16 protein-coding genes are annotated in these 11835 nt (G+C 60.9%); 4 read left to right on the forward strand and 12 right to left on the reverse strand.

Annotation, left to right across the window (positions count from 1 at the left end):
- Positions 1-704 precede the first annotated feature (704 nt).
- The 4 genes from AC1RWL_RS13145 to AC1RWL_RS13160 all read right to left on the reverse strand — a co-directional run bounded on the left by AC1RWL_RS13145 (position 705) and on the right by AC1RWL_RS13160 (position 2332).
- Positions 705-1205 (reverse strand): TIGR00645 family protein, encoded by a 501-nt coding sequence (locus tag AC1RWL_RS13145; protein ID WP_069059874.1) that lies wholly within the window; start codon positions 1203-1205, stop codon positions 705-707.
- Positions 1206-1335: 130 nt separating this feature from the next.
- Positions 1336-1500, reverse strand: a complete 165-nt coding sequence (locus tag AC1RWL_RS13150) for a DUF1328 domain-containing protein (protein WP_023514833.1) — start codon at positions 1498-1500, stop codon at positions 1336-1338.
- A gap of 219 nt (positions 1501-1719) precedes the next feature.
- Positions 1720-1917, reverse strand: a complete 198-nt coding sequence (locus tag AC1RWL_RS13155; protein WP_435267665.1) for a CsbD family protein — start codon at positions 1915-1917, stop codon at positions 1720-1722.
- A gap of 82 nt (positions 1918-1999) precedes the next feature.
- A complete protein-coding gene (locus AC1RWL_RS13160) occupies positions 2000-2332 on the reverse strand; it encodes a hypothetical protein (protein WP_493094962.1) in 333 nt (110 codons plus the stop codon).
- A gap of 179 nt (positions 2333-2511) precedes the next feature.
- On the opposite strand from AC1RWL_RS13160, the gene AC1RWL_RS13165 reads away from it, so the two are divergent.
- Both AC1RWL_RS13165 and AC1RWL_RS13170 read left to right on the forward strand, forming a co-directional pair.
- Entirely contained in the window at positions 2512-2667 is a 156-nt protein-coding gene (locus tag AC1RWL_RS13165; protein WP_256120656.1) for a DUF3309 family protein, read from the forward strand.
- Between the two features lie 28 nt (positions 2668-2695).
- Positions 2696-2956, forward strand: coding sequence for a YMGG-like glycine zipper-containing protein (locus AC1RWL_RS13170; protein ID WP_256120657.1), 261 nt, complete (start codon positions 2696-2698; stop codon positions 2954-2956).
- 80 nt (positions 2957-3036) lie between these two features.
- Here the strand turns inward: AC1RWL_RS13170 and AC1RWL_RS13175 are convergent, their stop codons facing one another.
- The gene (locus AC1RWL_RS13175; protein WP_439630149.1) at positions 3037-3234 is read right to left on the reverse strand and encodes a NepR family anti-sigma factor; all 198 of its coding nucleotides are present in this window, start codon (positions 3232-3234) and stop codon (positions 3037-3039) included.
- Between the two features lie 149 nt (positions 3235-3383).
- Between AC1RWL_RS13175 and AC1RWL_RS13180 the strand changes: the two genes are divergently transcribed.
- Complete coding sequence (locus AC1RWL_RS13180; protein WP_439615066.1) at positions 3384-4184, forward strand: response regulator; 801 nt, start codon at positions 3384-3386, stop codon at positions 4182-4184.
- Between the two features lie 66 nt (positions 4185-4250).
- Here the strand turns inward: AC1RWL_RS13180 and AC1RWL_RS13185 are convergent, their stop codons facing one another.
- The 7 genes from AC1RWL_RS13185 to AC1RWL_RS13215 all read right to left on the reverse strand — a co-directional run bounded on the left by AC1RWL_RS13185 (position 4251) and on the right by AC1RWL_RS13215 (position 10527).
- Positions 4251-4595 carry a RidA family protein gene (locus AC1RWL_RS13185; protein ID WP_256120660.1) on the reverse strand — a complete coding sequence of 115 codons (345 nt, stop codon included), beginning with the start codon at positions 4593-4595 and terminating at the stop codon, positions 4251-4253.
- 106 nt (positions 4596-4701) lie between these two features.
- Complete coding sequence (locus AC1RWL_RS13190) at positions 4702-5190, reverse strand: gluconokinase (protein ID WP_493095302.1); 489 nt, start codon at positions 5188-5190, stop codon at positions 4702-4704.
- Positions 5191-5223: 33 nt separating this feature from the next.
- A complete protein-coding gene (locus AC1RWL_RS13195; protein ID WP_256120661.1) occupies positions 5224-6054 on the reverse strand; it encodes a dipeptide ABC transporter ATP-binding protein in 831 nt (276 codons plus the stop codon).
- Positions 6051-6905, reverse strand: coding sequence for an ABC transporter ATP-binding protein (locus AC1RWL_RS13200; protein WP_256120662.1), 855 nt, complete (start codon positions 6903-6905; stop codon positions 6051-6053). The genes AC1RWL_RS13195 and AC1RWL_RS13200 overlap by 4 nt, the downstream gene beginning before the upstream one ends.
- The gene (locus tag AC1RWL_RS13205; protein WP_256120663.1) at positions 6905-7813 is read right to left on the reverse strand and encodes an ABC transporter permease subunit; all 909 of its coding nucleotides are present in this window, start codon (positions 7811-7813) and stop codon (positions 6905-6907) included. Before AC1RWL_RS13205 ends, AC1RWL_RS13200 begins: the two co-directional genes overlap by 1 nt.
- A gap of 11 nt (positions 7814-7824) precedes the next feature.
- Complete coding sequence (locus tag AC1RWL_RS13210) at positions 7825-8829, reverse strand: ABC transporter permease subunit (protein ID WP_256120664.1); 1005 nt, start codon at positions 8827-8829, stop codon at positions 7825-7827.
- 102 nt (positions 8830-8931) lie between these two features.
- Positions 8932-10527, reverse strand: coding sequence for an ABC transporter substrate-binding protein (locus AC1RWL_RS13215; RefSeq protein ID WP_256120665.1), 1596 nt, complete (start codon positions 10525-10527; stop codon positions 8932-8934).
- 500 nt (positions 10528-11027) lie between these two features.
- On the opposite strand from AC1RWL_RS13215, the gene AC1RWL_RS13220 reads away from it, so the two are divergent.
- Entirely contained in the window at positions 11028-11735 is a 708-nt protein-coding gene (locus tag AC1RWL_RS13220) for a helix-turn-helix transcriptional regulator (protein ID WP_256120666.1), read from the forward strand.
- Positions 11736-11835: the final 100 nt, after the last annotated feature.

The following is an 11835-nucleotide window of genomic DNA, read 5'->3' on the forward strand; positions in this document are numbered from 1 at the left end:
GAGAATTCAATCATTGGCATATAGTCAACGTTCTGAATCGACGAGAACTTCACACCTGTTCACTCAAGGCCAACCTTGCGATCAACCCGAGGAACCAGTGTAACGTCTCTTAGATAAAACGTGACCGCCAAAGTCTCTTTCCAAGACAGACCCTGAAGCCTGTCCGCGGACCCGCCGACCACGTTTCTCTTTCTTCTCTATTCAATTGTCAAAAAACCGACGGTCAAACCGTCCCAGTCTCAGTATCCAGTCTTACCCGAAGCAGCAAAATCCCCGAACCAGGTTCGGCTCAATTCTCACCAGCTCCGTCAGGAAACCTTGGAGCGAGTTCGTCGGCCGCCAGAAGCGCCGCCGCTCTCGTTCGATGAGCGGGTTATAAGCCCACCCACATGAGATCGTCAACAGCTCAAAACAAGAAAAATCAAAAAAGTTATAACGCATTGAAAATATAGGTGTTTCTCGGTTTGTAGAGGCTGAAAGGCCCTCGAAGACCCCTCGCAAAGCCCAAATCACTGCGGAAAACTTTGTCCAGATGGTCAAACAGAGGGGTGAGAGGCCGATATTGCGCCGCGGTACCTCAAAGGCACCCGGTGCATAAGGAGAATGTCGGGGAAAGCTCGACGGTTTCGCTTGACTTCGCGCCAAAAGAAAAGGGCGCCGGCGGATATCCGCGGCGCCCTCCCCTACCGGTCTTGGCAAGGCTTTCAGCCCTTCAGCTTGGACATGATCTGTTCGAGGAAACCGAGCAGCACGGCTGACACCACGAAGGCGAGGTGAATGAAGGTCAGCCACATCAGCTTGGTGTCCGTATATTGCTGCACATTGAGGAAGACCTGCAGCAAGTGGATCGACGAGATCGCGACGATGGAGGATGCGACCTTGATCTTCAGGCTTCCGGAATCGAGCTTGCCGAGGAAGGAGACATCCGCCTCCGCCTCGTCGAAGCGGCTGACGAAGTTCTCGTAGCCGGCGATCATCACCATCAGGATCAGGCTTGCGACGAGCGCTGCATCGATCAGTCCGAGCATGGCGAGGATCATCTCCGCATCGTCGAAGACGAAGACGTTCATCGCAACCTTGCCGAACTTGTAAAGGAACGACACCGCATAGACGGCAAGGGCGGCGACGAGGCCGAGATAGAAGACCACCAGGATCCAGCGGCTCGACAGGATGATGCGTTCAACCAGCAGTTCGAGGGATTTCATAAATTGGGCTCCAAGGATTCGGCATGATTAAGCGCTGATTAACCAATGCTCCAAAGCCTCGCAAGGCCTGCGCGGTAGACGCAAAAAGGGCGGCGTCCGCAAACGCCGCCCTTTCAAGGACACATCATCCTCATGCCCGACGGAACAAGCCCGCAATCAGCGACAGGACCAGAAGGGCCAAGAAGACGAAGAACAGGATCTGCGCAATACCGGCGGATGCACCGGCAATACCACCAAAGCCGAGCAGGCCGGCGACGAGCGCAATCACGAGAAAGACTACAGCATAATAGAGCATTTTGAACTCCTTCCTTGTATTGCTTGAAGAACGGCGGACGGTGGGAAAGGTTCCCGGACGTTTTATGGAATAAAACTGTTTTGTAACGACCGACTTTTCCATAAAACGATGCCGCCGCAGCCTTTCGGCTGCGGCGGCATGAGCGGTGACCGATGTGGTCGCGGACATCTACTTTGCGCAATTCTTGCCAAATCGTTTCCGATTCAGGCGGTCATGGCATTAGTGACGCTGCGCCCAATCGTCGATCTGCCGCTCGGCCTCCTCCTTGGCGAGGCCGTAGCGCTGCTGGATCTTGCCCGAAAGCTCGACCCGGCGGCCCTTGATGACATCGAGATCGTCATCCGTAAGCTTGCCCCATTGGGTCTGGGCCTTGCCCTTGTATTCGGTCCACTTGCCTTCGATGATATCCCAGTTCATGTCGCTGTCCTTTCAGTTCCTTGGAACGCCGTGGCGTCGACGAGAGGAAAACCGTTCAGCCTGAAAAAGGTTCCCGATTTGCTCAATGCATGACGGGACGACCGTCTGTTTTGGTGTTTTCGGCAACGATGACGCCCTCTGCCGGCGGGCTTACCTGGCGCACGTCGACCTCGAGACCTTGTCGGGTCATGCTCCAGCTGATCTCGACGTCTTCTTCGATCCAGGCCGGATCAATTGCCGCGCATTGGGCATGCACGATGCGCCTGCTGGCACCGGCGCCACCGAGCGCCGATGGCAGCGCGCTCTGACATTCTTCCATGGATTCGAACGCCACCTGGGGCGCTTGCAGTTCTTCACAGGCGAGGCTGCCATGGCTGCAGCCGACCAAAAGCATGATTGCGGCTATATGTTCCATTTCATGTCTCCATCACCTTCGGGCCAGACCCGTCGTGTCGGACAAAACAACGGACGCACAGGCCGGAAAGTTCCGGGCCGCCCTCATGACCTCGCTGTCACATTTTCGGGAACAAAATCCGTTGCGGCCCGTTGTCGGCCCATCGCTCGATAGCGAAGTGGACGTGAAAGGAAGCGCAGATGCTCAGCACCATACTCCTCGTGATTTTGATTTTGCTTCTGGTCGGCGCATTGCCGAACTGGGGATACAGCCGCAGCTGGGGTTATGGCCCGTCCGGCGGTCTGGGCCTGATCGTCCTTATCCTTCTCATCCTCGTCCTTATGGGACGTATCTGATCCCACAACCATTCCAGGAGCCGCAACAATGAAGAACACCATCATCGCGCTTGCCCTCGTCGCCTCCACCATCACCCTCACCGCCTGCACCCAGACTGAACGCGGCACCGCGATTGGTGCTGGCACGGGTGCCATTATCGGCGGCGTCGTGACCGGCCGTGCCGGCGGCGCGCTTGCAGGTGCTGCCATTGGTGGCGTGGCGGGCTATCTCGTCGCCCGCTCTGACCGCAATGGCTACTGCATCTATCGCGACCGCTACGGCCGCCGCTACGAAGCACGTTGCCGCTGACAGGCAGCCGGTCGATCGAAACGCGAAACGGGCCTCTCGGCCCGTTTCTTGATGTCATGAACTGGAATGGATGGATGCGTTCAGGAACCGCTCTTGGCCTTTTCCTCGGCCTCGTCGAGTTTTCCCAAAAGGTCCAGAATGCGATCGGGCACAGGCTCCGTCTCGATGACGTCGTAGAAGGATTTCAGCTTGCGGCCGATCGGACCGTTCGGGTCGAACGCAGCCTTGTGAGGCGCATCCCGACCAACGCGTTTCTTTTCCTTGCTGGGCTCGATCATGGTCTTGTTTCCATCGCGTGCTGCCCGCTATCTTCCTTTTGCCCAAGATACCAAATAGCAAGTTTGACTTAGCATGCTACCAATAGGTTTCCGCATAGTGAACTCTAGCGGAAACGGTTCCGATGCGGAACATATTCAGGGAGAACTAAATGTCACTTTCCACCCGTATCGCACCGCATCTCGCCTATCTGAGGCGGTTTTCCCGTGCCGTAACGGGCTCCCAGACGTCCGGCGACGCCTATGTCGCCGCCATGCTCGAAGCGCTCGTCGCCGATATCTCGCTTTATCCGGAGGGTCGCAACGACCGTCTGGCGCTCTATCGGCTCTATTGCACGCTGTTCGAGAACCTCGACGTGACGCTGCCGGCCAACACGTCGCCCTTCGGCTGGGAGCGGCAGGCCGCCGCAAACCTCGCCAACCTGCCGCCGGCCGAACGCAAGGCCTTCCTGCTGGTGTCCGTCGAGGGTTTTGATTTTTCCGAAGGCGCCGACATTCTCGATGTTTCCGAAGAGCGCTTCGGCGAATTGCTTGACGAAGCCTCGCGCGACATCTCCAGCCAGGTCGCGACCGACATCATGATCATCGAGGACGAGCCGCTGATCGCCATGGACATCGAGGATATGGTGAAGGGTCTCGGCCACAATGTAACGGGCATCGCGCGCACGCATTCCGAGGCGGTCGAGCTCTATCACCGCACCTCGCCGCGCATGGTGCTCGCCGATATCCAGCTTGCCGATGGCTCCTCCGGCATCGACGCGGTCAACGACATCCTGAAGAACAGCACGATCCCGGTGATCTTCATCACCGCCTTCCCGGAACGGCTCTTGACCGGCGAGAAGCCGGAGCCGGCCTTCCTCGTCACCAAGCCGTTCAACCCCGACATGGTGAAGGCGCTGATCAGCCAGGCGCTGTTCTTCGACGAACAGGCGCGGCTGTCCAAATCGGCCTGATAGGCGAAATGGCAACAAAAAGGCCCGCGCAAGCGGGCCTTTTCCGTTTCAGCCGTACGCCGCTGATCAGAGCGCGGCGACGACGATGACTTCGACCAGGTAATCCGGCGTGGCGAGCTTGGATTCGCCGGTGGCGCGGGCGGGCGTGTGGCCCTGCGGCGCCCAGGTGTCCCAGACGGCGTTCATCTTGGAAAAATCGGCCATGTCGGCAAGCCAGACCTGGGCGGAGAGGATGCGGGTCTTGTCCGTGCCGGCGAGCGCCAGCAGACGGTCGACTTCGGCCAGCGCCTGCTTGGTCTGCTCGGTGACATCGGAACCCGCCTCGCCGACCTGACCGGCCAGGTAGACGGTTCCATTGTGCACGACGGCCTGGCTCATGCGCGGGCCGGTTTCAAAGCGTTTGATGTCCATGTGTCGTTCCTGTCAGGTCTAGAAAATCTCCCGCGAAAGCGGTGTGCCGTCTATACGGGGCCACGCCCGGCGACGCCAGTGGCAGGCCGGCAAATTCCGTCGAAGGCTAGCGGAGCGCGGCCAATCCGGCGAACGCATCCGCGACGATCGCCTCGACGGCGGCATCGATATCGACGGTGACGACGCCGGGTTCGCCGGAGGGGTCCTCCAGCGTGGCGAGCTGGCTGTCGAGCAGGCTGACGGGCATGAAATGATCGCGCCGCGCCGCCATGCGGGTCATCAGCAGATCGCGGCTGCCCTTGAGGAAGACGAAGGCGAGCGTGCCGCCGGCGGCCTGGCGCAGGCGGTCGCGATAGGCTTTCTTGAGAGCCGAGCAGGAAACCACGACACTCTTGCCGCCGTTCAGGGTCTCGGCCATGGCGCGGCCGATCGTGTCGAGCCAGGGCCAGCGGTCCTCGTCGTCGAGCGGAATGCCCTTGGACATCTTTTCGACATTGGCGGCGGGGTGCAGGCTGTCGCCCTCGATGAAGGCGGCGGGAAGCGCTGCGGCAAGGCCCTCGGCGACCGAGGTCTTGCCGCAACCGGAAACGCCCATGACGACGATCGCGCGTGTCACGAGCGTTGGTCCTCAGGCCGCGCGCTTGCGGCGTTCGATGCGGGCGCGGATGGCGTCCACGTCGACCCGCGGCGTCGCGGCGAACAGGGTTTTCGTATAGGCGTGCTGCGGGTCCTCGAAGACCTGGTCGCGGCTGCCATATTCCACCGCTTCGCCGAAATACATCACCATCACGTCGTCCGCGATGTGGCGCACGACCGAAAGGTCGTGGCTGATGAAGACGTAGGTGAGGTGAAACTCGTCCTGAAGGTCGGCGAGCAGGTTCAGCACCTGGGCCTGCACCGACAGGTCGAGTGCGGAGACCGGCTCGTCGAGCACCAGCAGGCGTGGATTGAGCATCAGCGCGCGGGCGATCGCCACGCGCTGGCGCTGGCCGCCGGAGAACATGTGCGGGTATCGCCCGTAATGTTTCTCCTCCAGGCCCACCTTCTTGAGGATCGCCATGGCGCGGTCGCGCCGCTCGCCCGCGGGGATCTTGGTGTTGATGACCAGCGGTTCTGTCAGGATGTCGCCGATCTTCTTGCGCGGGTTCAGCGAACCATAGGGGTTCTGGAAGACGATCTGCACCTTGCTGCGCATTTCGGAGGTCAGCGGCTCGCTGGCGATATCGACCTTGCGGCCGTCGATCAGCATTTCGCCCTCGGTGATCGGGTCGATCATCGTGACCATGCGGGCGACCGTGGACTTGCCGCAGCCGCTTTCGCCGACGATAGCGAGCGTCTTGCCCTCTTCGACGTTGAAGCTCACGCCCTTGACGGCGTGAACAGTCTTGGCCGGTTTGAACAGGCCGCCGGGGATGTGATAGTCGCGCTTCAGGTTGCGCGCTTCGAGAACAGGGGTCATCGCAAAGCTCCCGCAAAAATCTCGGCGTCGGTCAGCTTTTCCGTGATCGTCGGCAGGCGTCCACCCACCGCGTTTTCCGGAAGCGCGGACAGCAGCGCCTTGGTGTAGACGCTCTTCGGATTTTCGAAGAGCGACAGCACATCGGCCGATTCGATCTGGCGGCCCTTGTATTGCACGATGACGCGATCTGCCGTTTCGGCCACGACCCCCATGTCATGGGTGATGATGATGAGGCCCATGCCGTATTCAGCCTGGAGCTTCATCAGGAGGTCGAGGATCTGCTTCTGAATCGTCACGTCGAGCGCGGTCGTCGGCTCGTCGGCGATCAGGAGCTTCGGATTGCAGGCAAGGGCCGTGGCGATCATCACACGCTGGCACTGGCCGCCCGACATCTGGTGCGGGAAGTGGCCGAGGCGTTCTTCCGGGGTCGGAATGCCGACCGACTGGAAGAGCTCGATTGCGCGATCGCGGCGCGCCTTGCGGCCGAGATCGGTGTGGACGCGCAGCACCTCCTCGATCTGGAAGCCGACCGTGAAACACGGATTGAGGCTGGCGATCGGTTCCTGGAAGATCATGGCGATGTCCTTGCCGATGATCTTGCGCCGGTCGCTGTCGGACATGGCCTGCATGTCGCGACCGTTGAAGGTGAGCACGTCGGCCGTCACCTTCGCCGTCCAGGGCAGAAGCCCCATGGCGGCGAGCATGGAGACCGACTTGCCGGAACCCGATTCGCCGACGATGGCGAGCACTTCGCCCTCGTCGACCTTGAGCGAGACCCCATCCACGGCGCGGAAGGGACCGGAGGCCGTCTGGAATTCGACGGTGAGGTTTTTGACTTCGAGAAGCGGCATCACGACCTCTTCAGCTTGGGATCGAGGGCGTCGCGCAGGCCGTCACCCATCAGGTTGATGGCCAGCACGGTGATGAGGATGGCAAGGCCGGGGAAGGTCACGACCCACCAGGCGCGCTGGATGAATTCGCGCGCTTCGGCAAGCATCGTGCCCCATTCCGGCGTCGGCGGCTGGGCGCCCATGCCGAGGAAGCCGAGTGCGGCCGCATCGAGGATCGCCGCCGAGAAGGCGAGCGTCGCCTGCACGATGAGCGGTGCGAGGCAGTTCGGCAGGATGGTCAGGAACATCAGGCGCAGCGTGCCGGCACCCGCAACCTGCGAGCCGACGACATAGTCCTTGGTCTTTTCCGTCATGACGGCCGCGCGCGTCAGGCGCACGAAATGCGGCTGGTTGACGAGCGAGATGGCGATCATCGCGTTGAGCAGGCCCGGCCCCAGAACGGCCACCAGCACGAGGGCCAGCAGCAGCGAGGGGAAGGCCAGGATGATGTCCATGATGCGCATGATGAAGGTGTCGACCTTGCCGCGGAAATAACCCGCGATGAGACCGATCAGCACGCCTGAGACCACCGACAGCGTCACGACGACGAGGCCGATGAAGAGCGAGAAGCGCGCGCCATAGATGAGGCGCGAGAGGATGTCGCGGCCGACGGCGTCGGTGCCGAGAATGTGCCCCCACATGCCGCCCTCCTGGAAGACCGGCGGCAGGAGAAGCAGTTCGCGGTTCTGGCTGCTCGGGGCGTGCGGCGCGACGAAGGGCGCGAAGACCGCCACGAACAGGATGATCACGAAGAACACGAGGCCGATGACGGCGCCCTTGTTGCGCGAGAAATAGAACCAGAATTCGGAGAGGCCCGACGGCGGCTTGCCGCCCGTCTTGACTTCCGTGGTGGTTGGAACAGCACTCATGAGATCGCCTCCTAATGCCGGATTCGCGGGTTGACCCAGCCGTAAAGCAGGTCGACCACGAGATTGACGATCATGATGACGGCGGCGATCAGCATCAGGCCACCCTGCACCACGGCATAGTCGCGCTTGAAGACGCTGTCGACCATCCACTTGCCGATGCCCGGCCAGGAGAAGATCGTCTCGGTGAGGATGGCGCCCGCGAGCAGCACGCCGACCTGAAGGCCGATCGTGGTGATGACGGGGATCATCGCGTTGCGCAGCGCATGCACGCCGATGACGCGGAACGGCGAGAGGCCCTTGGCGCGGGCGGTGCGGACATAGTCCTCACCCAGCACTTCGAGCATGGCCGAACGGGTCTGGCGCGCGATGACGGCGAGCGGGATCGTCGCGAGCACGACGGTCGGCAGGATCAGGTAACTGAGCGCCGACTTGAACGCGCCCGCCTGCCCCGAGATCAGGCTGTCGATCAGCATGAAGCCGGTGACCTGCGGGAAGAAGTACATCAGCGAGATGCGTCCCGAGACCGGCGTCCAGCCGAGATAGCCGGAGAAGAAGATGATGAGCAGCAGCCCCCACCAGAAGATCGGCATCGAATAGCCGACGAGGGCGACGCCCATCAGCGACTGGTCGAGCCAGGTTCCCCGTTTCACCGCGGCGAGCACGCCGGCGGGAATGCCGAGCGCGATGGCGACGATGATGGCGCAGAGCGAGAGCTCCAGCGTTGCCGGGAAGAGGTTGACGAAATCGTCGAGCACCGGGCGCTTGGTGACGATGGACGAACCGAAGTCGCCCGTCAGAAGACCGCCGAGATAATCGAAATACTGGATGTACATCGGCCGGTCGAGGCCGAGCTGGTGCATGAGCTCGGTATGCCGTTCCGGAGACATGACGCGTTCGCCCGACATCAGCATGACCGGATCGCCCGGCAGAAGTCGAATGAAGGAGAACGCGATGAGCGATACCCCGAGGAACGTGGGTATCAGGACGGCGAGCCGTCCGAAGATAAAGCGAAACATGGGAGCCAATCCCTTCTTTTTTGTGAAAAACCGGCGGCTCGAATGTCTTCGAGCCGCCGGCCAATGCACGCTCTTTGCGGCGTGCCTTTTTCGTAGCCGATATTACTCGGCGATGTCCACGCCTTCGAACACGAAGTCACCGAGCGGCGACTGTACGAAGCCCGAGACCTTCTTGCTCATCGGAACGACGGCAAGCGAGTGGTCGAGGGTGTTCCAGGGTGCTTCGCGCTTGAAGATGACCTGGGCCTCTTCATAGAGCTTCGTGCGCTCTGCAACGTCGGCGGTTTCCTTCGCCTTCGTCATCAGGTCGTCGAATTCCTTGTTGCACCACTGCGCACGGTTGTTGCCGCCGACAGCGTCGCAGCCGAGCAGGGTGTCGAGGAAGTTGTCCGGGTCGCCGTTGTCGCCGGTCCAGCCGAGGATGGCCGCGCCGTCGCGGTCCTTGGCGGACGAGAGCTTCAGGTATTCGGCCCATTCGTAGGAGACGATCTCGACTTCGACGCCGATCTTGGCGAGGTCGGCCTGCATCAGTTCAGCTGCACGGCGGGCGTTCAGCATGTAGGGACGCGCGACGGGCATGGCCCAGATCTTCATCTTGAGGCCCGAAACGCCAGCGTCTTCGAGCATCTTCTTGGCGGCTTCCGGATCGAACGCGTCATCGACGACGGCGTCGTTATACGACCACATCGTCGGCGGGATCGGGTTCTTGGCAACCGTTGCCGCGCCCTGGAAGACGGCATCGACGATGGCCTGGCGGTTGATCGCCATGTTGAGGGCCTTGCGGACCTCGACCTTGTCGAAGGGTGCAACCAGCGTGTTGTAGGCGAGGTAGGCGACGTTGAGGCCGGCCTGCTCGGAGATATGCAGGTTCGGATCAGCCTTCAGCTCGGCCACGTCAGCCGCGTTCGGGTAGGACATCAGGTGGCATTCGCCGGCCTTCAGCTTCTGCGCGCGAACGGCTGCATCGGTGGTGATCGCGAAGACCAGGTCGTCGATCTTCTGCTTGCCGCCCCAGTAATCCGGGTTGGCCTTGTAGCGGATCGCCGCATCCGGCTGGTAGGCGACGAAGGTGAACGGACCGGTGCCGAGCGGCTGCTGGTTCATCAGCTCCATCTTGCCGTCAGCCTGCAGCTTGTCGGCATATTCCTTGGAGACGATCGAGATGAAGGGCATGCCGAGGTTCGCCAGCAACGGCGCTTCGGGACGCTTCAGCGTGATCTTGACCGTCAGGTCGTCGACCTTCTCGATCTTGTCGAGAACATCCGGCAGACCCATGCCGGAGAAGTATTCCCAGGACGCGCCCGGAACGTACTTGTTCCACGGGTTGTCGGCCTTGTACTGGCGCTCGAAGGAGAAGATGACGTCGTCTGCATTCAGCTCACGCGTCGGCGTGAAATACTCGGTCGTCTGGAACTTGACGCCCTTGCGGAGCTTGAAGGTGTATTCCTTGCCGTCTGCCGAAATTTCCCAGCTCTCAGCCAGCGCGGGTTCGAGTTCCGTCGTGCCGCGCTTGAATTCCACCAGACGGTTATAGACCGTGTGTGCAGCTGCGTCGAAGGTCTGACCGCCCGTATAGAGGCCGGGGTCAAAACCTTCCGGCGAGGCTTCCGAGCAATAGACGAAGGTCTTCGACCAGGCGGCCGTTGCCATCAGTGAGGCAAGCGCCGTCGCTGCGAGAAGAGTAGTCAGCTTTTTCATAGTGAGCTTCCCAGGTTTGCTTTTTTGTTCTCTTGTTGCGGGCTCGGGTGCATTTCCTGCCCCGGCCTTGCGGGGATGGAACGACATTTGCCGCAGGATTGCAATAAGTCCGCGAACAAATTTGTCCAAACGGAAAAAACCACGGAACATTATTCTCCACAGCATTAGAAACGCCTTCAAAAGTGCCGCGAATCAGGCGCCGCGGGACCTGTCAATCCCCACCTGCCCCGATGGCGACGACACGGCAGGCGTGCCATATTAGGACATCGAGGCAAGGGAGGCTGCCCTTCGCTGTTTCGCACCGTGGCGGCGGAGCGAAACGTCAAAAGCGAAGGGCAGCCTCCCTTACATTTTTTCCCAATATTTTCAGTATCTTGGCAAGCGGATGGCAAAAAAGTGTCCGCTCTTCGCGAAATTGTCCGGTAAAACCCTTTGCCGCCAGAGATTGCGGCGCTAGATTTGCACGCGTGGAATCCGGGGGTAGAGACCACGTGCCTGTGTTGAACAAACATTACCGGCGATATGGCTTCGAAAGCGATCTTGAGAAAGCTCTCAATCGCGTCGACTTCTTTCGTATTTTCCATACGATGGCGCTGCGCTACGGCTTCGAGCATTTCGGCGTGCTGCAGCTCGCCAACGAGCACGAGACCAGCATGCTTTCGAGCCGCCTCGTGCTGCACGACCTGCCGGCCGGCCTTGCCGAGACCTACGACAAGCGCCACCGCATCAACGATTCCGCGATCTTCAAGAGCTTCTACAAGTCGACGATCTCGACCGTATGGCTCGGCACCGACGCGCCGGAAAACGGCGCTGCCGGCGTCGACTTCCTCGACCAGATCGGCTTCGACATGGCGCTCGCCATCCCCGTGCACTCCATCGCCGGCACGCGCTATGTCGTGCTGTTCCTTGGCGACGGCGAGGATATCGGCCGCACCGAACATCTGGAAATCGCCTACGAGGCGAACTGCGCCTTCGACTATTTCTACCGCCAGGTGCTCGCCAACAAGGCCGGCATGGGCCTGACGCCGCGCGAGACGGAAATCCTGCGCTGGATCTCCTACGGCAAGACGGCGAGCGAGATCGCCCTCATCGTCTCGGTTTCCGAGCATACGGTGAACTCGCACACGGCAACGATCCTCAAGAAGCTCGACGTGGTGAACCGCACGCAGATGGTCGCCAAGGCGATCCGCGAGCAGATTATTCAATGACGCTCATAAAACACCTGCGCAGTGCCACCGATAGCAGAGTTAGGGACTTGTTAATGGCCGCGGTCTGGATGAGAGTAACGGCGGTTTTTCGAGGCCGGCA

The sequence above is a fragment of the Shinella sp. GW821-FHT10F02 genome (assembly GCF_058809275.1).

Excerpts from the sequence above, each read along its gene's own strand:
- AC1RWL_RS13145 (WP_069059874.1), bottom strand. The coding sequence starts at position 1,205 with ATGAAATCCCTCGAACTGCTGGTTGAACGCATCATCCTGTCGAGCCGC.
- AC1RWL_RS13150 (WP_023514833.1), bottom strand. The coding sequence starts at position 1,500 with ATGCTCTATTATGCTGTAGTCTTTCTCGTGATTGCGCTCGTCGCCGGC.
- AC1RWL_RS13155 (WP_435267665.1), bottom strand. The coding sequence starts at position 1,917 with ATGAACTGGGATATCATCGAAGGCAAGTGGACCGAATACAAGGGCAAG.
- AC1RWL_RS13160 (WP_493094962.1), bottom strand. The coding sequence starts at position 2,332 with ATGGAACATATAGCCGCAATCATGCTTTTGGTCGGCTGCAGCCATGGC.
- AC1RWL_RS13165 (WP_256120656.1), top strand. The coding sequence starts at position 2,512 with ATGCTCAGCACCATACTCCTCGTGATTTTGATTTTGCTTCTGGTCGGC.
- AC1RWL_RS13170 (WP_256120657.1), top strand. The coding sequence starts at position 2,696 with ATGAAGAACACCATCATCGCGCTTGCCCTCGTCGCCTCCACCATCACC.
- AC1RWL_RS13175 (WP_439630149.1), bottom strand. The coding sequence starts at position 3,234 with ATGATCGAGCCCAGCAAGGAAAAGAAACGCGTTGGTCGGGATGCGCCT.
- AC1RWL_RS13180 (WP_439615066.1), top strand. The coding sequence starts at position 3,384 with ATGTCACTTTCCACCCGTATCGCACCGCATCTCGCCTATCTGAGGCGG.
- AC1RWL_RS13185 (WP_256120660.1), bottom strand. The coding sequence starts at position 4,595 with ATGGACATCAAACGCTTTGAAACCGGCCCGCGCATGAGCCAGGCCGTC.
- AC1RWL_RS13190 (WP_493095302.1), bottom strand. The coding sequence starts at position 5,190 with ATGGGCGTTTCCGGTTGCGGCAAGACCTCGGTCGCCGAGGGCCTTGCC.
- AC1RWL_RS13195 (WP_256120661.1), bottom strand. The coding sequence starts at position 6,054 with ATGACCCCTGTTCTCGAAGCGCGCAACCTGAAGCGCGACTATCACATC.
- AC1RWL_RS13200 (WP_256120662.1), bottom strand. The coding sequence starts at position 6,905 with ATGCCGCTTCTCGAAGTCAAAAACCTCACCGTCGAATTCCAGACGGCC.
- AC1RWL_RS13205 (WP_256120663.1), bottom strand. The coding sequence starts at position 7,813 with ATGAGTGCTGTTCCAACCACCACGGAAGTCAAGACGGGCGGCAAGCCG.
- AC1RWL_RS13210 (WP_256120664.1), bottom strand. The coding sequence starts at position 8,829 with ATGTTTCGCTTTATCTTCGGACGGCTCGCCGTCCTGATACCCACGTTC.
- AC1RWL_RS13215 (WP_256120665.1), bottom strand. The coding sequence starts at position 10,527 with ATGAAAAAGCTGACTACTCTTCTCGCAGCGACGGCGCTTGCCTCACTG.